Source organism: Nocardia aurantiaca, assembly GCF_009708175.1.
Taxonomy (GTDB): Bacteria; Actinomycetota; Actinomycetes; order Mycobacteriales; family Mycobacteriaceae; genus Nocardia; species Nocardia aurantiaca.
The window spans coordinates 133,320-155,712 of the sequence record NZ_WMBB01000006.1 but is presented as its reverse complement, the minus strand read 5'-3'; the positions used below and the strand labels follow the sequence as shown (position 1 = coordinate 155,712).

At 66.8% G+C, this 22,393-nt stretch carries 25 protein-coding genes; 14 read left to right on the top strand and 11 right to left on the bottom strand.

Annotation, left to right across the window (positions count from 1 at the left end; translation table 11 throughout):
* Nucleotides 1–3: 3 nt before the first annotated feature.
* The 3 genes from GLP40_RS14215 to hisI are packed head-to-tail and all read left to right on the top strand — an operon-like array spanning nucleotide 4 to nucleotide 1,983.
* Nucleotides 4–825 (top strand): inositol monophosphatase family protein, encoded by an 822-nt coding sequence (locus tag GLP40_RS14215; protein ID WP_328290141.1) that lies wholly within the window; start codon nucleotides 4–6, stop codon nucleotides 823–825.
* Between the two features lie 16 nt (nucleotides 826–841).
* Entirely contained in the window at nucleotides 842–1,615 is a 774-nt protein-coding gene (hisF, locus tag GLP40_RS14210) for an imidazole glycerol phosphate synthase subunit HisF (protein ID WP_154788376.1), read from the top strand.
* Nucleotides 1,612–1,983 carry a phosphoribosyl-AMP cyclohydrolase gene (gene hisI, locus GLP40_RS14205; RefSeq protein WP_154788375.1) on the top strand — a complete coding sequence of 124 codons (372 nt, stop codon included), beginning with the start codon at nucleotides 1,612–1,614 and terminating at the stop codon, nucleotides 1,981–1,983. Before hisF ends, hisI begins: the two co-directional genes overlap by 4 nt.
* A 113-nt stretch (nucleotides 1,984–2,096) precedes the next feature.
* Here hisI and GLP40_RS14200 read toward each other — a convergent pair whose 3' ends face one another.
* The 4 genes from GLP40_RS14200 to GLP40_RS14185 all read right to left on the bottom strand — a co-directional run bounded on the left by GLP40_RS14200 (nucleotide 2,097) and on the right by GLP40_RS14185 (nucleotide 4,368).
* Complete coding sequence (locus GLP40_RS14200) at nucleotides 2,097–2,594, bottom strand: MarR family winged helix-turn-helix transcriptional regulator (RefSeq protein WP_154788615.1); 498 nt, start codon at nucleotides 2,592–2,594, stop codon at nucleotides 2,097–2,099.
* Nucleotides 2,595–2,784: 190 nt separating this feature from the next.
* Nucleotides 2,785–3,378: a permease gene (locus GLP40_RS14195; RefSeq protein ID WP_196054662.1), complete on the bottom strand. Its 594-nt coding sequence runs from the start codon at nucleotides 3,376–3,378 to the stop codon at nucleotides 2,785–2,787.
* 110 nt (nucleotides 3,379–3,488) lie between these two features.
* Nucleotides 3,489–3,944, bottom strand: coding sequence for a peroxiredoxin (locus GLP40_RS14190; RefSeq protein ID WP_154788374.1), 456 nt, complete (start codon nucleotides 3,942–3,944; stop codon nucleotides 3,489–3,491).
* A gap of 208 nt (nucleotides 3,945–4,152) precedes the next feature.
* A complete protein-coding gene (locus GLP40_RS14185) occupies nucleotides 4,153–4,368 on the bottom strand; it encodes a hypothetical protein (RefSeq protein WP_230329569.1) in 216 nt (71 codons plus the stop codon).
* Nucleotides 4,369–4,656: 288 nt separating this feature from the next.
* Between GLP40_RS14185 and GLP40_RS14180 the strand changes: the two genes are divergently transcribed.
* From GLP40_RS14180 to GLP40_RS14140, 9 genes are all read left to right on the top strand, one after another.
* Entirely contained in the window at nucleotides 4,657–6,222 is a 1,566-nt protein-coding gene (locus GLP40_RS14180) for an anthranilate synthase component I (RefSeq protein WP_154788373.1), read from the top strand.
* Nucleotides 6,219–7,151: a TIGR02234 family membrane protein gene (locus GLP40_RS14175; protein ID WP_154788372.1), complete on the top strand. Its 933-nt coding sequence runs from the start codon at nucleotides 6,219–6,221 to the stop codon at nucleotides 7,149–7,151. The genes GLP40_RS14180 and GLP40_RS14175 overlap by 4 nt, the downstream gene beginning before the upstream one ends.
* 149 nt (nucleotides 7,152–7,300) lie before the next feature.
* Nucleotides 7,301–8,119 (top strand): indole-3-glycerol phosphate synthase TrpC, encoded by an 819-nt coding sequence (trpC, locus tag GLP40_RS14170; protein WP_154788371.1) that lies wholly within the window; start codon nucleotides 7,301–7,303, stop codon nucleotides 8,117–8,119.
* 8 nt (nucleotides 8,120–8,127) lie between these two features.
* Nucleotides 8,128–9,414: a tryptophan synthase subunit beta gene (trpB, locus tag GLP40_RS14165; protein ID WP_154788370.1), complete on the top strand. Its 1,287-nt coding sequence runs from the start codon at nucleotides 8,128–8,130 to the stop codon at nucleotides 9,412–9,414.
* Nucleotides 9,411–10,211: a tryptophan synthase subunit alpha gene (trpA, locus tag GLP40_RS14160; protein ID WP_328290140.1), complete on the top strand. Its 801-nt coding sequence runs from the start codon at nucleotides 9,411–9,413 to the stop codon at nucleotides 10,209–10,211. Before trpB ends, trpA begins: the two co-directional genes overlap by 4 nt.
* Nucleotides 10,212–10,507: 296 nt before the next feature.
* Nucleotides 10,508–11,668 carry a prolipoprotein diacylglyceryl transferase gene (gene lgt / locus GLP40_RS14155; protein WP_328290139.1) on the top strand — a complete coding sequence of 387 codons (1,161 nt, stop codon included), beginning with the start codon at nucleotides 10,508–10,510 and terminating at the stop codon, nucleotides 11,666–11,668.
* Between the two features lie 108 nt (nucleotides 11,669–11,776).
* Nucleotides 11,777–12,244: a TM2 domain-containing protein gene (locus tag GLP40_RS34815; protein ID WP_328290138.1), complete on the top strand. Its 468-nt coding sequence runs from the start codon at nucleotides 11,777–11,779 to the stop codon at nucleotides 12,242–12,244.
* Nucleotides 12,245–12,618: 374 nt separating this feature from the next.
* Nucleotides 12,619–14,043: a pyruvate kinase gene (pyk, locus tag GLP40_RS14145; protein ID WP_328290137.1), complete on the top strand. Its 1,425-nt coding sequence runs from the start codon at nucleotides 12,619–12,621 to the stop codon at nucleotides 14,041–14,043.
* 13 nt (nucleotides 14,044–14,056) lie between these two features.
* Nucleotides 14,057–14,968 carry an acyl-CoA thioesterase gene (locus GLP40_RS14140; protein WP_407671600.1) on the top strand — a complete coding sequence of 304 codons (912 nt, stop codon included), beginning with the start codon at nucleotides 14,057–14,059 and terminating at the stop codon, nucleotides 14,966–14,968.
* A 186-nt stretch (nucleotides 14,969–15,154) separates the two neighbouring features.
* On the opposite strand, the gene GLP40_RS14135 is transcribed toward GLP40_RS14140, so the two are convergent.
* From GLP40_RS14135 to GLP40_RS14120, 4 genes are all read right to left on the bottom strand, one after another.
* Nucleotides 15,155–15,517 (bottom strand): hypothetical protein, encoded by a 363-nt coding sequence (locus GLP40_RS14135; RefSeq protein WP_328290136.1) that lies wholly within the window; start codon nucleotides 15,515–15,517, stop codon nucleotides 15,155–15,157.
* Nucleotides 15,518–15,709: 192 nt separating this feature from the next.
* A complete protein-coding gene (locus tag GLP40_RS14130; protein WP_154788368.1) occupies nucleotides 15,710–16,399 on the bottom strand; it encodes an arsenate reductase/protein-tyrosine-phosphatase family protein in 690 nt (229 codons plus the stop codon).
* A gap of 60 nt (nucleotides 16,400–16,459) precedes the next feature.
* Nucleotides 16,460–17,101 (bottom strand): phenylacetaldoxime dehydratase family protein, encoded by a 642-nt coding sequence (locus GLP40_RS14125; protein WP_230329568.1) that lies wholly within the window; start codon nucleotides 17,099–17,101, stop codon nucleotides 16,460–16,462.
* Between the two features lie 159 nt (nucleotides 17,102–17,260).
* Nucleotides 17,261–17,743 carry a hypothetical protein gene (locus GLP40_RS14120; RefSeq protein ID WP_154788366.1) on the bottom strand — a complete coding sequence of 161 codons (483 nt, stop codon included), beginning with the start codon at nucleotides 17,741–17,743 and terminating at the stop codon, nucleotides 17,261–17,263.
* 746 nt (nucleotides 17,744–18,489) lie between these two features.
* Here GLP40_RS14120 and GLP40_RS14115 point away from each other — a divergent pair.
* Nucleotides 18,490–19,236 carry a DUF5131 family protein gene (locus tag GLP40_RS14115; protein WP_154788610.1) on the top strand — a complete coding sequence of 249 codons (747 nt, stop codon included), beginning with the start codon at nucleotides 18,490–18,492 and terminating at the stop codon, nucleotides 19,234–19,236.
* Here the strand turns inward: GLP40_RS14115 and tcmP are convergent.
* On the bottom strand, nucleotides 19,145–20,242 hold the full coding sequence (gene tcmP / locus GLP40_RS14110) for a three-Cys-motif partner protein TcmP (RefSeq protein WP_154788365.1): 1,098 nt from the start codon (nucleotides 20,240–20,242) through the stop codon (nucleotides 19,145–19,147). The two genes, GLP40_RS14115 and tcmP, sit on opposite strands and share 92 nt — an antisense overlap.
* 190 nt (nucleotides 20,243–20,432) lie before the next feature.
* Between tcmP and GLP40_RS14105 the strand changes: the two genes are divergently transcribed.
* Nucleotides 20,433–20,762, top strand: a complete 330-nt coding sequence (locus GLP40_RS14105) for a hypothetical protein (protein ID WP_154788364.1) — start codon at nucleotides 20,433–20,435, stop codon at nucleotides 20,760–20,762.
* A 103-nt stretch (nucleotides 20,763–20,865) separates the two neighbouring features.
* Here the strand turns inward: GLP40_RS14105 and GLP40_RS33255 are convergent, their stop codons facing one another.
* Both GLP40_RS33255 and GLP40_RS14095 read right to left on the bottom strand, forming a co-directional pair.
* The gene (locus tag GLP40_RS33255) at nucleotides 20,866–21,330 is read right to left on the bottom strand and encodes a PIN domain-containing protein (protein WP_196054660.1); all 465 of its coding nucleotides are present in this window, start codon (nucleotides 21,328–21,330) and stop codon (nucleotides 20,866–20,868) included.
* Nucleotides 21,331–21,958: 628 nt separating this feature from the next.
* On the bottom strand, nucleotides 21,959–22,381 hold the full coding sequence (locus GLP40_RS14095) for a YbaB/EbfC family nucleoid-associated protein (protein ID WP_154788363.1): 423 nt from the start codon (nucleotides 22,379–22,381) through the stop codon (nucleotides 21,959–21,961).
* Between the last annotated feature and the right edge of the window lie 12 nt (nucleotides 22,382–22,393).

Sequence of the window (22,393 nt, the reverse complement as noted above, 5' to 3'; positions counted from 1 at the left end):
GCCGTGGCCGCCGAACTCGCCGAGCTGCTCAGCATCGCCAGTGAGGTGCTCGACTCCGCCGCACCGCGTTTCGTCGAGGGCATCGGGGCTCCGAGCGCGGTCGCGAAGGGGCGCAACGACTTCGCCACCGAACTGGACCTCGAACTCGAACGCACCATCTCCCGGCATCTGGACGAGCGCACCGGAATCCCGGTGCACGGTGAGGAATTCGGCGGCCCGCAGCTGACCTCGGGCACCGCGTGGGTGCTCGACCCCATCGACGGCACCTACAACTACTCGGCGGGCAGCCCCATGTGCGGCCTGCTGCTGTCGCTGGTCCGCGACGGCGTCCCGGTCATCGGTCTGACCTGGCTGCCGGTGCTCGGCCAGCGCTACGCGGCCGTCGCCGGGGGCCCGCTACTACTGAACGGGAACCCGCTGCCGCCCCTGGCCCCCGCCAAGCTCTCCACCGCCATGATCGGCTTCGGCAGCTTCAATATCGATGGGGCGGGCCGCATTCCGGGCATCTTCCGCTTCAATCTGCTGGGCGCGCTGAGCCGGCTGTCCGGTCGCCAGCGCATGTACGGCTCCACCGGCATCGACCTGGCCTACACCGCGTCCGGAATTCTGGGTGGGGCCGTGGTGTTCGGACATCACCCGTGGGACAACGCGGCGGGCGTGGTCCTGGTCCGGGCCGCGGGCGGCGTGGTCACCGACCTGCTGGGCCGGGACTGGACCATCGAATCCGGTTCGGTGCTGGCCGCCGCGCCCGGCGTGCACGAGGAACTACTGGAACTGATCGCCGACACCGCCGATCGGGTCCGAGGAGAGGGAGAGCAATGCTGATGACAGAGGTCATGAAATGACATTGGCCGTACGCGTGATTCCGTGCCTGGACGTGGACGCCGGGCGCGTGGTCAAAGGCGTCAACTTCGAAAACCTCAGGGACGCGGGCGATCCCGTGGAACTGGCGGCCGCCTACGACGCCCAGGGCGCCGACGAGCTGACCTTTCTCGACGTCACCGCCTCCACCGGCGACCGCGGCACCATGATCGACGTGGTGACCCGCACCGCCGAACAGATCTTCATCCCGCTCACCGTCGGCGGCGGCGTGCGCACGGTCGAGGACGTGGACCGGCTGCTGCGCGCGGGCGCGGACAAGGTGTCGGTGAACACCGCCGCCATCGCGCGCCCCGAGGTGCTGCGCGAGATGTCGGAGCGCTTCGGCTCGCAGTGCATCGTGCTGTCCGTCGATGCCCGCACGGTCCCCGCCGGCCAGGACCCCACCCCGTCCGGCTGGGAGGTCACCACCCACGGCGGCAAGCGCGGCACCGGCATCGACGCCGTCGAATGGGCCGTGCGCGGAGCCGAATTGGGCGTCGGCGAGATCCTGCTCAACTCCATGGACGCCGACGGCACCAAGGCGGGCTTCGACCTGCCCATGATCCGCGCGGTGCGCGCCGCGGTCTCGGTGCCGGTCATCGCCTCCGGCGGCGCGGGCAAGGTCGAGGACTTCGCGCCCGCTGTGCGCTCCGGCGCGGACGCGGTGCTGGCGGCCAGTGTCTTCCACTTCGGTGATCTCACCATCGGCCAGGTCAAGGACGCCATGCGCGCGGAAGGAATCACTGTCCGATGAGCAGCCTGGATCCCGCGATCGCCGCCCGCCTCGAGCGCAATGCCGACGGCTTGTTCGCCGCCATCGCGCAGGAGAAGAGCACCGGCGACGTGCTCATGATGGCGTGGATGGACGACGAGGCGCTGGCCCGCACCCTCGAAACCCGCAAGGGCACCTACTATTCGCGCTCGCGGCAGCAGTACTGGGTCAAGGGCGAGACCTCCGGCCACACCCAGTACGTGCACGAGGTGCGCCTGGACTGTGACGGCGACACCGTACTGCTCATCGTCGACCAGGAGGGCGCAGCCTGCCACACCGGCACCCACACCTGCTTCGATACCGACGTACTGCTGTCTCAGGGCGATCAGTTGCTCGCCGACGAAGGCTGAACCCCAACGATTTCCGCTGTCGAAGTCCCCGTCGTTGTTTCGGCGCGCTTTTGGCCGGAATCCACCTGTCGGTGGCGATCGCGGCCACAGGCATGCCGGGACGACGAACGGCGTTACCGGACATCCTGCGGGTTGATTTCCACATGCGAGATCGGCCGCCCCGAACGGCCGAGTCCACGGGCCATGCCCTTGTCCAGTTGCGCCACCAGCGTCTCGCCCAGTTCGAGCAACTCCTTGGCCTGCTCGGCGTCCAGCCCGTCGAACACCAGGCCGCGCACACACTCGAGATAGCAGGGCGCGGCCTCGGTGATCTTCTGGAATCCGGCGTCGGTCAGCACCGCCTGCGCCCCGCGCCGGCCGCTGATACTGACGCGCTGCGCCCAGCCGAGCCGCTCGAGTTTGGAGATGACATGGGAGAGCCGCGATAGCGATGCGTTTGCTTTTTGTGCGAGCGCACTCAGCTGCAACCGGTGACCTGGTTCTTCGGAGAGCAGAGTCATCACGAAGTATTCGAAATGGGTAATCCCCGACTCACGTTGGAGCTGAGTATCCAATGCGGCGGGGAGTCTGGTCGTGAGCGCGACGAGGGTACGCCACGCTCGCTGTTCCATGGGATTCAACCACTTGGTCACCGTGCGCGCCCTCTCCTAGCAGCCAAGTGACGTGTTGTGCCGGCCGGTTCGAGAGCCTGCGAAACAGCATCGAACGAGTCACTCGCTCGTCAAAGTTTGCCACGATTTCGCTCGCCAGTCACGGTGTTGCTGAATGACGTGACATCGATCACGTGTATCGCGAGTGGATTTAGTTCGTGCCGACTTCGGGAGGACTTGCGGGGGGTTCCGGCGATACCTGAGGCTTTTCCAGCTCGGCCTGCCGGCGTTCGGCGCGGTACCGGCGGAATTGCCTGCGCAGCAGGAGAAATGCCACCAGTAGGAACAACGCCGCGGCCACGATCGCGCCCGCCAGCACGGCGCCGCGGAATCCCGGCCCGTCGACATCGAGAATGCGCTGACCGGCGTGCGCCGCATTGGAATTACCCCACACGATGGTCAGCGTCAATAAATTCGGGATGGCGGTGACCAGTGCCAGAACGGCCGCGCCGCCCGCGATGAACCGACCGCCTCGTTTGCGCCAGCTGAGTCCCGCCGCCAATGCCAGAAAGAGCGGCGCAGCGGTGCATACCGCGCCCATTATCAGGCCGTACCAGATGCCTTTCGCGAAACTCCCGCTCACCCCTTCGCCGATACGCTGCGCCCACCACCGTGGCAGGAACGCCGCCAGGATCAAATACGCCAGCCACAGCACCACCGCGACCACCGCGCCGATAATGATGCGATTGCGCCACGTCGCGAAGGTTGAAGGCTTTCGCTCCTGGTCGGTGCTGGGCGTAGTCATAGGCTCAGCGTATGTCCGAATTGTCGGCGCGCGCAGAAGCGACGCGGGGGGGCGACGTCCCGGGAATCAGACGTCCCGGGAATCTCGGACGGTTGATCGGAACGCGGACGTCAGCGCTCGCGCAGGAACTTCAGCGCCTCGTCGGCGTGCACGTTCGCGCGCATCTCGCTGGCGATCACCTTGGCGACGGTCCGGTCCGGGTCGATGACGAAGGTCGTCCGCTTCACCGGCACCAGTGCGCCCAGCAGGCCACGCTTCACGCCGAACTCCGCGGCCACCCTGGCGCCGGGATCGGACAGCACCGGATAGCCCAGTCCCTGCTTCTCCGCGAACCCGGACTGCACCTCGACGGAATCCGCGCTGATCCCCACGCAGTTGGCCCCCGCGGCCTTGAATTCCGTTACCAGATCCCGGAAGTGGCACGCCTCTGCCGTGCACACCGGCGTATTGGCCGCGGGGTAGAAGAACAACACCACCGGCCCGTCCGCGAGCAGTGACTCCAGCGACCGCATGGTCCCCGACTGATCCGGAAGTTCGAAATTGGGCGCGAGCTGACCAACCTTCATGCCCGTACCCTACCCCGAATTCATCGCGCACGAGCTATCGGACAACTCGCTGCGCCCCAACTGAAATGGGCATCCTCGAACCAGATGTTCGCTCGGGGCCCGAGGTTCGGCGGTCGGGTTGCCGCCGGCTTGGGTCGTGTCGCGTGCCCGGGGGTCCGGGGATACGCCCGGACCCCAACCGCCGCCGACACCGGGTGTCGGTACCGCGTCATACGCCGATGAGGGCGGCGACCTCCGGGTTCTTGATATTCATGACGTCGAGGATCCCGTGGGCGCGCAGGAACGGCTCGAGTTCCCGGATACGGTCGGCGTGCTCGGCGTACTCGTCGGGGAAGTGATGTGGATCCAGTGCTTCCAGGGCCTTCACATGCGTGACGAACGAGGCGATGGCGGAGGGCTTCCCGCCGGGGTTCGTATTCGTCATCCACGGCGGCCGGCCGGGCATCACGCCCGGAGCCGTCGGCGGGGCCGCGTGCCGAGGACCCCCCGATGCTGTCGGTTGCGAGGGATACATCTGGATTGAACTCCTCTCGAAAATGGCGGATACCGCGTGTGACCTCTTCATCGTGCTGCCGGAGCAGTGACGATCTCCGTGTGTCGAGACCGCCCCGAGCATAGTGAAGACCGCTTCATTTATTCGCCACCGGCGCTCGCTCGGCTGGGCGGGGAGCGCGATTGAGATCGCGTCGGACGGGCCTGGAATGATGGGTGAATGCACGGCGCGCATGGTTTGCCTCTGAACGCGGCTATCGATACCACCACCACCCGGGAGCAGTTCCGGGCGCTCGCGGCCGATCACCGGGTGGTCCCGGTGATCCGAAAGGTGTTGGCGGACTCCGAGACTCCGCTCTCGGCCTATCGCAAACTGGGCGCCGACCGGCCCGGCGCCTTCCTGCTGGAATCGGCGGAGAACGGTCGCTCGTGGTCACGCTGGTCCTTCATCGGCGCGGGCAGCCCCAGCGCGCTGACCGTGGTCGACGGCCAGGCGGCCTGGCTCGGCCAGACCCCGGCCGACGCGCCCGTAGGCGGCGATCCACTCGCCGCGCTGCGCGAATCCCTCCAGGTCCTGCGCACCGAGCGCCTGCCCGGCCTGCCGCCGTTGACCGGCGGCCTGGTCGGCTACCTCGGCTACGACACCGTGCGTCGCCTGGAGCGCCTGCCCAGCGTCGCCACCGACGACCTCCAGGTCCCCGAGATGGTCCTGATGCTGGCCACCGATCTGGCCGCCTTCGACCACCACGAGGGCGCGATCACCCTCATCGCCAATGCCGTCAACTGGAACGGCACCGACGAGCGCGTGGACGAGGCCTACGACGACGCGGTGGCCCGCCTGGACCGCATGACCGAAGCCCTCGCCGCCCCCGCCGAATCCACCGTCTCGGTCTTCGACCGTCCCGAGCCGAACTACCGCCGCCAGCGCACCTCCGACGAGTTCGGCGCGGGCGTGCGCCGCCTGGTCAAGGAGATCGAGGCGGGCGAGGCGTTCCAGGTGGTGCTGTCGCAGCGCTTCGAGATGGACTACAACGGCACCCCGCTGGACCTCTACCGCATGCTGCGGGCCTCGAACCCGAGCCCGTACATGTACCTCATGCACATCCCGGACGGCGCCGGCGGCACCGCGTTCTCCATCGTCGGCTCCAGCCCCGAAGCGCTGGTGACGGTGAAGGACGGCGTGGCCACCACCCACCCGATCGCGGGCACCCGCTGGCGCGGCGTCACCGAGGAGGACGACCTCCTGCTCGAAAAGGGCCTGCTGGCAGACGAAAAGGAGAACGCCGAGCACCTCATGCTGGTCGACCTGGGCCGCAACGATCTGGGCCGCGTCTGCGAGCCGGGCACCGTGCGCGTCACCGAGTACCGCCACGTCGAGCGCTACTCGCACGTCATGCACCTGGTCTCCACGGTCTCCGGCCGCCTGCGGGCCGGCAAGTTCGCCCTCGACGCGGTCCAGGCGTGCTTCCCGGCCGGCACCCTTTCCGGCGCGCCCAAGGTCCGGGCCATGGAGTTGATCGAGGAGCTCGAGCCCACCCGCCGCGGCGTCTACGCGGGTGTCGTCGGCTATCTCGACTTCGCCGGCGATGCCGACACCGCCATCGCCATCCGCACCGCCCTGCTCAAGGGCGGCACCGCCTACGTCCAGGCAGGCGCCGGCATCGTCGCCGACTCCGATCCTGACTACGAGGACGTGGAATCCCGCAACAAGGCCATGGCCGTCCTCAAGGCCATCGCCGCCGCCGAGACCGTCCGCGCCTACCGCCCGAACGGCGCGGATCGATGAGCGGTCCCGACCCGGACGCCACGGAAGGCGCAGGGGCGCATCCGGATTCGCGGCCCGCGGGGGAGAACACGGCGAAATCCGATGCGGCGGTTCCCGGCTGGGAGCCGTCGGCCGACAGCGCCGCGAGCATCGCCGACCGCGCGAAGGCGGCCGACCTGGCCGAGACCGAATCGAAGGCCGCGGATGCCGAGGCCGACGCCCGGGCCGCCGCTGTCGCCGCCTCCCGGCGCCGGCCCCTCGGGGCGGTCGCGCTGCTGGTGGTCGCCGCGGGCCTGATGTGGGTGTCCTCGCGCATGACCTGGGTCACCCTCGCGGTCACCCGCGAGGACGTGGGGGTGGGCCGGACGATCCACCTCAGCGGCAGCACCTGGTTCGGTGCGCTCACGCCGCTGGCGCTGGCGCTGCTGGCGACCATCGCGGCGGTCTTCGCCACGCGCGGATGGCCACGGCGGCTGGTCGGCGTGGTGGTGGCCGTGCTGGCGGCGGTCGCGGCCGTCCCGGCCTTCTGGTTGCTCATGCATCGCGGCAATACGGCCGAGCGGGCCGCGCGACTGGCCGAGCTCCGCGTATTCGAGCACGGCGGCGCGGTGCAGGTGGCCACGCTGCCGGAATGGCTCGCGCTACTGGGGGCGATCGCCGCCTTCGGAGCAGGTCTGCTGCTGGTGCGCATGCCCGCGGAATCGGCCCGCATGTCCGGCAAGTACGAGAACCCGGCCGTGCGGAAGTCGGAGGCCGCGCGGGTTGCCGAACGTCACGTACGGGAGCGGGGCGCGGAATCCGGGTCACAGGCGAAATCCGAGGAACAGCTGTCGGGCAGGGTGCTGTGGGATGCGCTCGACGAGGGCGTGGACCCCACCGACGATGAAACCGATCACCCTGCCGCGCACGATGATCCGGGTACCGGGGACGCGCGCGGCAACCACCACTGAGCTGGGTGGGATGCCGGCAGCGTCGCCGGTACCCGCCCCGCTGTCAAGCACGGGAACATAGCCATTTACTCTTTATCAGCATCGGTGAGACAGCGCCTGGGGGGATTCTCAGGCAGCAAGTCCGTCTCCCCAGAAAGGATTCGAGCCAGATGACGGTACTCGACTCGATTCTCGACGGGGTCCGCGCGGATGTGGCCGCTCGGGAAGCCCTCCTGGATTTCCAGGCCGTGAAGGCTGCCGCCGCGAAGGCCCCGTCCCCGCGTGACGCCAAGGCCGCCTTGCACGCGGAGGGAATCGGAGTGATCGCCGAGGTGAAGCGGGCCAGCCCCTCCAAGGGTGCGCTCGCGGACATCCCGAACCCCGCCGACCTGGCCCGGGCTTACGAGGACGGTGGCGCGCGCATCATCAGCGTGCTGACCGAACAGCGCCGCTTCGGCGGTTCGCTCGCGGATCTGGACGCGGTCCGCGCGGCCGTGGACATCCCCATCCTGCGCAAGGACTTCATCGTCGGCCCGTACCAGATCCACGAGGCCCGCGCCCATGGCGCGGACGTGATCCTGTTGATCGTGGCCGCCCTGGAACAGGACGTGCTGTCCTCGCTCATCGACCGCACCGAATCGCTCGGCATGACCGCGCTCGTCGAGGTGCACGCCGAGGAGGAGGCCGACCGCGCCCTGGAGGCCGGCGCCAGTGTGATCGGTGTGAACGCCCGCAACCTCAAGACCCTGGAGGTGGACCGGGATGTGTTCGCGCGTATCGCCCCTGGCCTGCCCAGCGAAGTGATCCGGGTGGCCGAGTCCGGCATTCGCGGCACCGCCGATCTGCTGGCCTACGCCGGCGCGGGCGCGGATGCCGTGCTCGTCGGCGAGGGGCTGGTGACCAGCGGCGACCCGCGCGCCGCGGTAGCCGAACTGGTGACCGCCGGAACCCACCCGTCCTGCCCGAAACCGGTGCGACGGGGACGGTGAAAGAGCCGATGACACAGACCGAAAAGCCTTCCGGCAAGAACACTCTCGGCCTGCCCCAGGCCAGTGACGGCGTCGCGAACAAGAGCCACGAACCCGATCTGGGCGGGCACTTCGGCGTATACGGCGGCCGCCACGTGCCCGAGGCGCTGATGGCCGTGATCGAAGAGGTCACCGCCGAATACGACAAGTGCCGGGTGGATCCGAGCTTCCTCGATGAGCTGGACCGCTTGCAGCGCGACTACACCGGCCGCCCGTCGCCGGTGTTCGAGTGCAAGAACCTGGCCCAGCACGCCGGTGGCGCGCGCATCTTCCTGAAGCGGGAAGACCTGAACCACACCGGATCCCACAAAATCAACAATGTGCTCGGCCAGGTGCTGCTGGCCAAGCGCATGAACAAGACCCGCGTCATCGCCGAGACCGGCGCGGGCCAGCACGGCGTCGCCACCGCCACCGCCTGCGCGCTGCTGGGCATCGAGTGCGTCATCTACATGGGCGCGGTCGACACCGTGCGCCAGCAGCTGAACGTGGCCCGCATGCGCCTGCTGGGCGCCGAAGTCATCAGCGTGACAACGGGTTCGCAGACCCTCAAGGACGCCATCAACGAGGCGCTGCGCGACTGGGTCACCAACGCCGACCGCACCTACTACTGCTTCGGCACCGTCGCGGGACCGCACCCGTTTCCGCTCATGGTGCGCGACTTCCAGCGCGTCATCGGCTTGGAGGCACGCAAGCAGATCCAGGACCACACCGGCCGCCTGCCCGACGCGGTGACCGCCTGTGTCGGCGGCGGTTCCAATGCCATCGGCATCTTCCACCCCTTCATCGACGATCCGGACGTGCGCCTGATCGGCTACGAAGCGGCCGGCGACGGTGTCGAAACCGGCCGTCACGCCGCCACTTTCACCGGTGGCACCCCCGGCGCCTTCCAGGGCGCGTACTCGTACCTGCTGCAGGACGAGGACGGGCAGACCATCGAATCCCATTCCATTTCCGCGGGTCTGGACTATCCGGGTGTCGGCCCGGAGCACGCCTTCCTCAAGGACATCGGCCGCGCCGAGTACTACCCGATCACCGACACCGAGGCCATGGACGCGCTCCTGCTGCTGAGCCGCACCGAGGGCATCATCCCGGCCATCGAGTCCGCGCACGCGGTGGCGGGCGCGCTGAAGCTGGGCCGGGAACTGGGCGAGGGCAAGATCATCCTGGTGAACCTGTCCGGCCGCGGTGACAAGGACATGGACACGGCCGCACGGTGGTTCGGGCTGTTCGACAAGCCAGAGGGGGAAGATCAGTGAGCCAGCAGTCACGTCTCGCCAACACCTTCGCGGCCTGCCGCGACGAGAACCGTGCGGCGCTGATCGGCTACCTGCCCGCCGGATACCCGGACCTGCAGGGCTCCATCGACGCCTGTCGCGCCATGGTCGAATCCGGTTGCGACATCATCGAAGTCGGCGTCGCCTACTCCGATCCGGTGATGGACGGCCCGACCATCCAGCGCGCCGCCGAGCAGGCGCTCGCGGGCGGTGTGCGGGTGCGCGACGTGTTCAAGGTCGTCGAGGCCATCTCCCAGGCCGGCGGCAAGGCCGTGGTCATGACCTACTGGAATCCGGTGCTGAAGTACGGCGTGGACAGCTTCTCCCGCGATCTCGCGGCGGCCGGCGGCCTGGGCCTGATCACGCCCAACTTGATTCCGGAGGAGGCCGACGACTGGTTCGTGGCGTCCTCGACCCACAACCTGGACCGCATCTTCCTGGTCGCGCCGTCCTCGACCGAGGAGCGGCTGGTCAAGACCCTGGAAGCCTCACGGGGTTTCGTGTATGCCGCTTCGACCATGGGTGTCACCGGCGCGCGTGACGCGGTGTCGTCCATGGCCCCCGCGCTGTGCGCCCGCATTCGCGCCCACTCCGATATCCCGATCGGTGTCGGCCTGGGTGTGCGCAATGGCGCGCAGGCGGCCGAGATCGCTTCCTACGCCGACGGTGTCATCGTGGGCTCGGCCCTGGTCTCGGCGGCCGCGCAGGGGCTGGACGCGGTCCGCGCGCTGACCGCGGAGTTGGCCCAGGGCGTGCGCTCGGCTCCGGTTTCCTCGTAATTCAAGGCAATGTGAAGGGTGCGTACCGAATTCGGTACGCACCCTTCCTCCTGCTCGAACGCGGTCCTCCGCTGGGTCGGCGGCGCTTCTCGCCTTCGCCGAACGTCTTCGTACATGTGTGGCGCTACCGATCCGGACCGTTCGCCGACCGCCCAGTGGTTCGCGGCCCGTCTCGTTCTGGACTGAGCCGAGGGAGGAAAGAACGAGACCTTCACGGCCCCGCCTCCCCGCGCCCGCCCGCGAACCCGCCCCGAGCGACGCGGAGTGCAGATCGAACACTGCTACGGTGGGGACTCGTGACCTTACGAGCCCTTGCCGAGAGCACCGGCGCCGATGTCCTGGCCTACATTCCCAGCCCGCCGCGCGGGGTGTGGTACATCGGGCCGTTCCCGCTACGGGCCTACGCGATCTGCATCATCCTCGGCATCATCACGGCCATCTGGCTGGGCGAGAAGCGCTGGGTGGCGCGCGGCGGCCAGTCCGGCATGGTGCTCGACGTGGCCATGTTCGCGGTGCCGTTCGGCCTGATCGGCGGGCGGCTCTACCATGTGGCCACCGACTGGCAGAAGTACTTCGGCGCCAACGGTCACCCGATGAACGCCCTCAAGATCTGGGAGGGCGGCCTCGGCATCTGGGGCGCGGTGCTGCTCGGCGGCGTCGGCGCCTGGATCGGCTGCCGCGTGTACCGGATTCCATTGCCCGCCTTCGGCGATGCCATCGCCCCCGGAATTCTGCTGGCGCAGGCCATCGGCCGGCTGGGCAACTACTTCAACCAGGAGCTCTACGGCCGCGAGACCACCGTGCCGTGGGGCCTGGAGATCTACCAACGCTTCGACCACAGCGGTGGGCTGGACATGATGAACGGCACGGCTGCGGGCGCGCCGATCCGGATCGTGCAGCCGACCTTCCTCTACGAGCTGATCTGGAATCTGGCCGGCGTCGCCGTCCTGCTCTACCTGGACCGCAAGTTCCGCATCGGCCATGGCCGACTGTTCGCGCTGTATGTCGCGATCTACTGCTTCGGCCGCTTCTTCGTGGAGCTGCTGCGCGATGATGAGGCCACCCACATCGCGGGCATCCGCATCAACTCCTTCACCTCGGCGATCGTATTCATCTGCGCTGTGGCCTATCTCCTCTTCGCCACCAAGGGGCGCGAGACCGCCGAGCAGGTGCGCGCCGGAGTGCAGCGGCCGTGGCCGTGGCAGCTCGGCGCCCTGCGGGCCTACGGTGCGGCGGGTGCCGCGGCCGAGTCCGAAGCGACCGCGTCCGAAAAGACCGAGCCCGCCGAGGCCGGGGCGGCCGAGAACGACATCGGATCCGAATCCCCTGCGCCTGGCAACGAATCCGAGATGGAGCGCGATAACTCCTCCGAACCCGACGGTATCGAGCCGGAGGAGACGGAAGCATCCTCGGCTGATCCGGCGAAGCCGGTCGAGTCCGGTAAGAATGGCTCCTGACCCCCGGCGGTGAGCTGCGCCCGACATCGCGTGGCCACACGGCTCGGCGGGTTCATCAGCGGTTGGGCCGTTCCGACGGGGGGCGGTCCGCGACTCAGGAGGACGCGAGTGACCGACCCATTCGACAAGCAGCCGCCGCCCGACGGCCCGCAGTACGGCGCGCCCGGCACCGGTCCGCAGTACGGCGCGCCTGGCACCGGTCCGCAGTACGGCCAGCCCTACGGCCAGCAGCCGGTCCCGGGACAGCAGCCCTTCGCGCAACCCGGCCAGCCCTACGGTCAGCCCTCGCCGTTCGGCACGCCCGGTCCGATGGGTCCCTACGGCGGGGACCCGGAGGCGCCGTACGGCCGTGATCCGTTCGGAGTTCCGTTGTCCGACAAGAGCAAGCTGACCGCGGGCCTGCTGCAACTGCTCATCGGCAGCCTCGGCATCGGGCGCTTCTACCTGGGCTACACCACCATCGGTGTGCTGCAGTTGGTCACCTGTGGCGGCTGCGGTGTCTGGGCGCTCATCGACGGCATCCTCATTCTCATCGGCAAGGTCCCCGATCCGCAGGGACGTCCGCTGCGCGATTGACCGTGCAGCGGATCGCCGTGCGCGCGAGGGGCACGGCGGCCGGCTCGCCTGCCCCCTCCGGCTTCGGCGGCCGCCACTCACCGCGGTGGCGGCCGTTCACGCCTGTCATCGGGCCGGAGTCGGTTCCAGGTTTTCGGGCATCGTGATGTTGCCGCGGGAACGGGAGCCAACGGCTCCATAGACCTGCGCTCGGAGGGCGGAGGAGACAAGACCGAGGTGCCGGCTCCATAGACCTGCGCCTCGGCCGCGAACAACCGCAGCGGAGCTGCGGCAATGGGCGGGCGCCGGGAAATAGCTGAACGGCTGCTTACGAGATCCAGATATGTATGTGCCGGGGTCGGCATGAGCATTGCCACAGGTCTAGGGTTGAGCGGGTGATGCGACGAACGAAGATTGTGTGCACCCTCGGACCAGCAGTGTCATCCGAGGACCGGATTCGTGAGCTCGTCGAAAGTGGCATGGACGTTGCGCGCCTGAACTTCAGCCACGGCGAGCACTCCGATCATGCCGAGAACTACAAGAAGGTGCGCGCGGCCAGCGATACGGCCGGCCGCGCCGTCGGCATCCTCGCCGACCTGCAGGGCCCGAAGATCCGGCTGGGCCGGTTCAAGGGCGACGGCAAGACCGTCTGGAACACCGGCGAGGAAGTCAGTATCACCGTCGACGACATCATAGGAACTCACGACCGGGTTTCCACCACCTACAAACACCTCGCCAAGGACGCCAAGCCCGGCGACCGGCTGCTCGTGGACGACGGCAAGGTCGGGTTGACCGTGCTGCGCGTCGAGGACAACGACGTCATCTGCCGGGTCACCGAGGGCGGCCCCGTCTCCAACAACAAGGGCGTCTCGCTGCCCGGCATGGACGTGTCCGTGCCCGCGCTGTCCGAGAAGGACATCGACGACCTGGAATTCGCCCTGAAGCTGGGCGTGGACTTCATCGCGCTGTCGTTCGTGCGCTCGCCCTCCGATGTGGAGCTGGTGCACGACATCATGGACCGCGTGGGCCGCCGGGTGCCGGTCATCGGCAAGCTCGAAAAGCCCGAAGCCATCGACAATCTGGAGGCCATCGTGCTGGCCTTCGACGCCATCATGGTCGCTCGCGGCGATCTCGGCGTGGAGCTGCCGCTCGAGCAGGTGCCGCTGGTGCAGAAGCGCGCGGTGCAGATGGCGCGCGAGAACGCCAAGCCGGTCATCGTGGCCACCCAGATGCTGGAGTCCATGATCACCAACTCGCGCCCGACCCGCGCCGAGGCCTCCGACGTCGCCAACGCGGTGCTCGACGGCGCGGACGCGGTCATGCTCTCCGGTGAGACCTCCGTCGGCGATTACCCGATCGAGGCCGTGCGCACCATGGCCCGCATCGTGCACGCCGTGGAATCGGAGTCCTCGACCCGGGTGCCGCCGCTGACCCACGTGCCACGCACCAAGCGGGGCGTCATCTCCTACGCCGCGCGCGATATCGGCGAGCGGTTGAATGCCAAGGCGCTGGTTGCCTTCACGCAGTCCGGCGATACGGTGCGCCGCTTGGCTCGCCTGCACACCCCGCTGCCGCTGCTGGCGTTCACTCCGCAGGCCGCGATTCGCAGTCAGCTCGCCTTGACGTGGGGCGTGGAAACGTTCATCGTTCCTCCGGTGGGAACGACAGACGAGATGATCCACCAGGTGGACAACGCGTTGCTGTCGATCGGTCGGTACAAGAAGGGTGACCTCGTGGTCATCGTGGCCGGCTCGCCGCCGGGTACTGTCGGGTCCACCAACTTGATCCACGTGCATCGCATCGGCGAGGAGGACCACTAATTTGAGTGCGTCGCTGGACCAGACGTCTTCGGACGTCGTCGCGGACCCCGAGGGGGCCGGTCTGTCCGACGATCTGCGGGAGCTGTTGCGCCTGCTCGATCTGGAGGAGAACGGCCCGGATATCTTCCTCGGACGCCACCCCGAGAAGGTGTGGAGCCGCACGTTCGGCGGCCAGCTGGTCTCGCAGGCGATCATCGCCGCGGGACGGACCGTGGGTCCGGAGCGTCCGATCCACGCGGTCAACGCGCACTTCGTCCGGGGCGGTGACCCGAAGCAGCCGATCGAATACCACGTCGATCGGCATCGGGACGGCCGCTCCATCGCCAATCGCACGGTCACGGCGTATCAGGACGGGCAGGAGCTGTTCGTCATGCTCGCCGCCTTCCAGGACTGGGGCAAGGGGCTCGAGCACGCCGCGCCCCTGCCCGACGTGCCGGGGCCGGAAGGGCTTCCGCGCGTGGAGGAGTCGTTCGAGGGTCTGGAGGACAAGCTCCAGATGTTCGTCAACGCACCGCACCCCATCGAGATGCGTTATACCAACGACCCGGCCTGGGTTCTCAAGGGCAAGGGCGAGAGCCTCGGCCACAACCGGGTGTGGATGCGCACCGACGGGCAGTTGCCCGACGATCCGCTGATTCACGTTGCGGCGCTGGCGTATTCGTCCGACACCACGGTGCTGGACTCCATCATCACCACGCACGGCCTGTCCTGGGGTTGGGACCGCATCATCGCGGCCACCGTGAATCACTCCATCTGGTTCCACCGGCCCTTCCGTTTCGACGACTGGTCGCTGTACGCGACCGAGTCCCCGGTGGCAGCGGGTTCGCGAGGACTGGCCCTGGGCCACTTCTACTCCCGGACCGGTGATCTGCTCGCGACGACGGTGCAGGAAGGCGTGATTCGCCACTTCCCGGCGCGCCGCTGAGACAACGCACTTCTCGGGCCGTACCCGTCAGCGGGTGCGGCCCGAACCGCGTATGGGGGCGGGAACCCCGAAGTAACTCCGGGTATGGGGCGGAGCCCGCGAGGTGACCTCGGGGGTTCGGGGGTGGGGCCTCCGAAATGCTCCCGGGGTTCGGGGCGGAACCCCTGAGAGCTCCCGAGAGCTGGGTTAAATCAACTCGCGGTTCTCTTCGAGTTCGAAGTTCTCGCGTTGCAGGGCGTGCACGATGTAGGGAATCGGTTCGTCGGCGGACAGTTCCAGCACCAGGCGCTGCTCGAGCTTGGCGATGCCCGCCTTGGTCAATTGACGAGCCTCGCCCACCAGGCTCAGCGCGATCTCGTAGGTGCGGCGATCGCCCGGTTCGGCGCCCGGATGGTCCAGCCGCCACTGGGTTTCGAGCACGGTGTGGGTGGGGTCGTCGGACTCCACCGGGAGGGTGAAACGCCACGCGAAGATATCTCGATCGGCGACGTATTCATCGACCACGCGGCACACGGTCTCGGTGACGCGGTGCAGGGTCTGAGGTGTCACGTAAACATGGAGCGAAACATCCGAAATTCGCTTCGGCATGTCCTTGGTCCTGTTCTTGTGTTCGAACCACCGGCAGTGGCGTTCGGCGGAACGGATAAGTGTTCCGCGCGAGAGTGTAATCCCTGACCGGACCAACCCGGCAGCAAGGTGCATTGACACGCGGGAACGGCCGGTGGACGCCGGGGTCGTCTCCTAACCGGCGGATTCCGCCACGTGCCGGGTCGGTTCGACCGCCATACCGGGGTATTCGACCGACTTGGGGTGTTCGCTGCGCCTGCTCGAATCGCCGCGGCCGCCGTCGATCACCAGCAGCGGCGGCTGGCCGTCCACGGCGCTGCGCGTGCGCAGGGTGGCCTGCGGATGCTGATGCGCGTGCATCGCCAGCAGCAGCGGCACCAGCGCCTCTGCGATCTTGTCGCCCACATCGCAATATTGTTGGGCGGACAGGCCGACCGGGTCGGAGATGTTCTCCCGGCCGACGTAGGCGAGATCATTGCGCGCCGCGTGCAGTCCGACCACGGTGCGCGCGCCGCTCACCTTCGCGATCCGGTACGCCTCGAGCAGGGTGAAGGTGCGGGGGATCGCCTCGGGCACGAGTTCGCGCACCTGGTCGCGGATCTGCTCGGTCATGGCCAGCACCAGGTCGGCGCGATGCACCATGTCCGCCTTGAGGCGGCGGGCCTTGAAATTGTCGGCATTGCCGCCGAGGCCCACAATCGTCTGTGCGGCAAGGGGTTCGACCGGGAATCCGACCAGTGCGCGGACGCCGGCACTCTCGGCGGAAAGCTCCTGTAGTCCGTGTTCAGCGGCCACCGCCAGGGTCAGGCGTTCGGCTATGACGGATCGGCAAACATTTCCGCTGCACACGAACAGGACATGCATGCCGATAACTTATGCCCGCCGTTGTCGCTTCGAAACAGTTCTGTGACCGAATCACATGCTTCAACCGCGATGTTCATCGTGCGGCCGAATGTCGCTCACCTGACGTTGGTTCTCGTTCACCGGAGTGTCCGGTCGGCAACAGGTCAATGCCCCTGGAATGTGAGCATGCCCGTTCGCGCATGCCAAATCAATAGCCGCACAGGTATTGCTATCGGTCGTGTCATAGAGGGCGGATTCCGTTACCGCGGGCGCGATTTCGGGTGCGGTGCCGCGTACTCGCCCTCGCGTCGAGAACAACCGCCCGCGAGCTGGGACGGTGGGGGCGAACCGGGCCAGCCCGGCGGGCGCGGACATATCGTCGTAGACGGAATCGATTCCGCCCCTGGCGAAATAGGCCTCGTGCCAGAATCCGGTCCCGCCGGAATCCCGCAGGAACCGCTGCCACCACTGCCGGTGCGGTTCGGAGCGAGTCCATCGCTCCAGGCTCTCCAAATCCCGCCAATACTGCCGCGCCCCCCAGTGCGGCGGCCACAGCGACCACACCACGTCCTCATGGGAGAGGAGGCCGTCCGGTCGATCGTGATGCGACCTGTAGAGCTTGGGGCCGACGCCCAGCAGCCGCAGAATTCCCCGCGGCGTGCGCACACGCATCCCGAGCAGGATCACGACCAGGTCCGGATACTCGGACAGGTCCGCGGTCATCCTCTTCACCCGCATTCGTGACCTCCGCATGTTTCACCGGCCTGCGTGGATCTACGTCGCTGCCGAAGTCGTGGTTCGAAACACCGCTCTCATCTTTCCGACCCGGCAGTCTAATCCGCCGCCCGGTGTGCTGTGGGGCTCCGGCGCGGGCGGCTGACGCTAGGACGTGCTCAGGCGCAGGACGGCCGAGCTGCCCTGGACGGCAACTATCTTCACGGTCAGGCCGTTCAGGAAGATGGTGCCTCCCACCCCGGTCGACCCGGACACGGGCAGCCCGAACACGGTCGTCGTCGCCGTGACCGAGCCGGGGCTGATCTGCTTGATCTGGACATTGCTGATTCTCGAATAGCCGGGAACCGGAATCGTGGTCGGCCCGTCGACCTGGATCTCGCAGTTGCCGTTGGCGCAGGCGTCCAGATTCGTCCCGTCCGCGGCCGAGGGCAGGCCCGACGAGGGCTTCTTGGTGTCTTTCGGAGGCGTCGCCATACGGACTGTCGTCGTCGTTCCAACCGCCGCTGTTTCAGCCGGTACCGCGGACCCGCCCGTCTGCGAACCGCAACCTCCGCACAGCGCGGCGAGCACCACCGCCGCACCCAGCCTGCTCAGGGTGGCTTTCGCCCGCGCGGATTTCGGGATTCGCATGCGGCCTCCACCATGCTCATCGGAACTTCAGCACACAGATAATGCTCGACGCGCCGCGTCGCCGTAGTGAAAACGGACTGAAAGGTTTTTGCTCTGAAACCGCGCCACCCCGGCTCACGCGGCCTCTGCACCGCACTGGCAAACCCGGTTGCCCATCCGTGCACGAGGTCATCGCGCCGCCGCTCGACCGCCTTCCTCTGGGCCCGGGATGAGGGCGATCCCGTGGCCGATCCCCTCCGGGCCGGCCTGAACAGCCTGCTGGACAGCGCTTCTCGCGATATCGCCGCCGAACAGCCTGCGCGCTGACCGAATTCCGGAATTCCCGATCGAATACCGCCGCAACCGCCGGGTTTCGTCCAAGCCCGCGCCTATGCGAACACGGGCCACCGGAGGGGCCTGAAGGGGTGAAGAGTGAATGATCTCCGGATCGGAGATCGACCGTGGTGCCGAGTGTGGGACTCGAACCCACACGTCCTTTCGGACAACGGTTTTTGAGGTTGCTGATCTCGGAGTTTGGCCAATTGGGCTGATGTTGGCGGTGTTTGGAACCCATCTCTGACCGGGAGATTTGCGCGTTTAAGAGATTGATGGTGTTGGTCATATTCAGGGTTGCTGCGTACGGGCTGCGTACCCAGTTCGGCGAGGAGCCGCCCGGCTCGGTTGCGGGCGGGGAGGCAACCTTGCCCGTGTCCACTACGAACAGTCGTAATAAAGACTACGGTCGATATCGACCGGAAGGAGGCGCCATGTCCGACAAGTCATCCATCGAATGGACTGAGGCGACGTGGAATCCGGTGACGGGCTGCGACCGTGTATCGGCCGGTTGCGACCGCTGCTACGCCATGGTGCTGGCAAAGCGGCTCAAGTCCATGGGGGCCGAAAAATACCAGCGGGATGGCGATCCGCGTACCTCCGGCCCAGGTTTCGGTGTGACGCTTCACCCCCATGCGCTCGATGTGCCACGTCGCTGGCGGACATCGCGAGTGGTGTTCGTGAACTCAATGTCCGACCTTTTCCACGCGAGGGTGCCGGTCGGCTACATCCGTGATGTCTTCGATGTCATGCGTGAGACTCCGCAGCACACCTACCAGATACTCACCAAGCGCGCGTTGCGGCTGCGGCGCGTTGCGGACCAGCTGGAGTGGCCATCGAATGTGTGGATGGGGGTCTCGGTCGAGAACGCCGACCACCTCGACCGGGTGGATCATCTGCGAGAGGTCCCGGCCGCGGTCCGATTTCTGTCGTGCGAGCCGCTCCTCGGCCCGCTGGACAGCCTGGTCTTGGATGGCATCGGGTGGGTGATCGCTGGCGGAGAGTCCGGCATCGGTCACCGCCCGATGGATCCGAGTTGGGTGCGGGACATTCGCGACGCTTGCGACGCGGCAGCGATCCCGTTCTTCTTCAAGCAGTGGGGCGGTCGGACGCCGAAGGCGATGGGCCGCGAGCTCGACGGTCGGCTGTGGGATGGTATGCCACAGTTGGCCGCTCGCTGACCGGCTCGGGACGAAGCTCGGCGCCGTCGCTGAACTCAGCCCACCATGGCCTACTGGACGGCCACCAGTGCGGCTTCGGCTGCCATAGGACGTCTCCGGTGACAGTAGGAACCGCCGCAACAGGTAGTTCGAAGAACGACAGCTGCCCTGACTTTTCCTCCTTTTGAGCCCGCGCGAATCGCCGGGCTTCGGCCATCATGCGGGGTTCTCGCTCGGCCGCCTGCTTGTAGAGGTGGCGCATGATCCGATCCCCAGCGTCATGATCGGTGGCGAACACCATGTCGTAAATAGTCGTTCTGTTGGTCATTCGCATCGGGATCCGATGAGTGTGCCGATAGCCCAGATGCTCGGCCAAGCGGAACCGAATGAGGTTGGTCATCTCGTCGCGATACTGGTTCGTCGTGATGGCATTCGCGTCGAGGGCGCGTTGGATGATCTTCCACTTGTCGGTGCCGTAGAACCGGGTGACTCGCTCGCGGAATCGCTCGCTGCTGGTGCCGCGGATTCCGCGCAAGGTGAACACCGGCGAGACGAGCAACCAGAGTTCCGCCTTGGTCTTCACCTGTGGACTCTTGAACTGGGCGATCTTGACGATCGTCGCCCAATCCACCTCCGCCGCTTGTTGATCGATGAAGGCGAACGTGGGTGCACGGTTGAAGGGCATCAACTCCGCCAGCACGCCGTCGATGGTCTCATTGCAGTCCCCGGGCACGACCCGGAATTTCTTGTCCGGGAAGTCCTTCCGCAGTGATTCCTCCAGCTTGGCCGCATTCTCGGGCAGTTCGAAGAACACGTGCCTCGTAAAGCCGTGCTCAGCAGCCAGAACCCGCCGTGGCGATCCGTCGATGAGCTCCCCTGTATGCCGTTCGATGTTCTCCGGCTGCCCGGCCATCAGATCAAGGTAGATTCGCTCCTTCGAGGACTTGGACGCCAGGTTGAACCTGTCCACGTAGTCGCCGAGGATCTGCAGCTTGTTGCTGGTCCAATAGGACCACTGGCGCGCCATATCGGCCTCCTACCACCCCTGTGGGCCGGGGCCGAGCCCTGCCCGACTTTCTCAGGATAGGACGCGTCTCAGCACTGTATTGCGCGAATGGCGCCAATAACCGTGGCAGGCAAGGCTATTGATCTCGTCCCTGGTGGTGTAGGGCGGGATACAGTGTGGCCGAACGGTTCTGGCCGAGGCGGGAGGCGAGATGATCGGCTCATTGTGGGTGCAGGTTGGATACGGCTTGTCAATTTGGTGGCTGCGGGCCGATCAAGTTGTCGGCTTCGAAACGAAAGACCTCAGCGCATCCGACCTTCCACCGTCCGCACCGCGGCGGATCTTTGTCTACGTACGTTTCCCGAATGGCGATCGAACCTCCGACGAGGTCGTGGCACCCGATATTCCGTCCAACCGGGCCGCCACGATGCTGGTTCAGGAGTTGATCGAGGCGTTGGGGAAGCACCGTGACGATACCGGCGTTCTCGTTGTCCAGAAGGCTCGAGTGAAGTTCGTTTCCCTGCCGGATATTCTGCCCTGACCGTAGGAGTTTGCTGAGCTCGTCGAGCCAGAAGGGCGATTGCTGATAGGCGGGTTGGCTCGGCGTGTACCCGGTGGGGCCCGCCGACAAGGAGCTGGTTAGGTTATGCGCCTTCGGTGTCGAAGCCCAGTTCCGTGAGCAGCTTGTCCGGTGTGATCACCTCGATTCCGCGGGCGCGAGCACGATTTCTGAGCCGCTTGTCAGAGGTAACAAGGGCGCACTGCTCGAACTGAGCGGTGGCAGCGACTAGAGCGTCGCGCGTGTGGTCAATGTTGCCGGATCGGAATGCCTCGAGAGCCTCCGCATCAGATGTGAGACGAGCGAAGTTCACGCGAGAGAAGCCCAAGACGGACGCGCCCGTCGGGATGAGATGCCCCAATTCGACGACTAACAAGAGGAGCAGTCGCCGACGTTCCTCGTCGGGGGTCGCGGCAAGCTCGTCGATGGTGACGTGCGTGAATAGCACCTCCAGTCGCCCTTGGTCGACCGAATTGCGTATCACCTCGTAAGCACCTGGCAAGTCAACGATCGGGTCCATCGCGTTGGCGTCCACAACTACTCGGCGCATGGCGTCGCAGCCTACCCAGCGTGTCGATTCACGCCGCCGAAGCCAACTCGACCTTGTTGTTCATGTCGTTGGCGACATCCTGTGTCCGCACCGAACTCAATGCGCCAGCGGGGGAAACCGCGCCACCGGCGGGGTTGGGCGCAGAAGTCGGGAGCCACATGGCGACAATGCCGAGAACTCGAGTCTCACCGGCGGGGAGACTCTCGTCGAAGTCGACGTCAACGCCCTGCTCATTCCCGTCGCAAGTGACCGGGACTGGGGCTCTGTGGACCAGGCCTTTCGAACCATTGTCTCCGATCTCAACGGCCAGTACTCCACCCTCAGGTGTCGAAGAAGGACACCGATAGCTCACGCGCAGCGTCACTTTGGACGGGTGGGCGGTCCCGCCTTGGATGAACACATGCGTCTGCTCGGTTCCCCGGCCACCGTTCGGCGAGTACCACGGCGGCCCAGCGTCGTGCGTGCCACATCCAGCGGATGCCAGAAACGCGATCACGCCAAGCACAAGGCCGATCTTCCGTACCCCAATCACAACCGAAACCTAACTCGATCGACGAAACGCAGCGATCGCTACAACTGAGCACCGGCCACCGCCCGGCGCGCGGGGCGTTCGTGCACAGTGCTGGTGTCAGTCGGCGGCGATACGGGACTTGCCGCGGGATTCGTAGTCGTAATCCCAGGTGTCGTCGCACTGAGCGGACGTCGTTGGCGGGACGGCTCGAGCGAGGGCATCGCGGACGGCATCGGTAGCGGCTCGGACTTCCTCTCGATCGTCGATCGCGTCGAGTTCGATTCGGATGGACTTCTGCGCGGTGCCCTGCGCTTGCCCGATCAACTCCAGCAGACTTGCCACAAGTCGGGTGGTGTGATCGTCGGCGCCGGTGATGCGCCAGTCGTGGACAGTGCCATCAGCGCTGACTGCCACGGTGATCCGGCCATCGGTGGAGGTCGCGGTGACGGTACGGGTCCGGATCGCTTCCTGCAGACGTTCGGTGTCCTCGGCGACCGCATCCAGCACTGAGCGGTGACGCGCAGGAACGTGATCAGCCATGGTGAGAGTTCC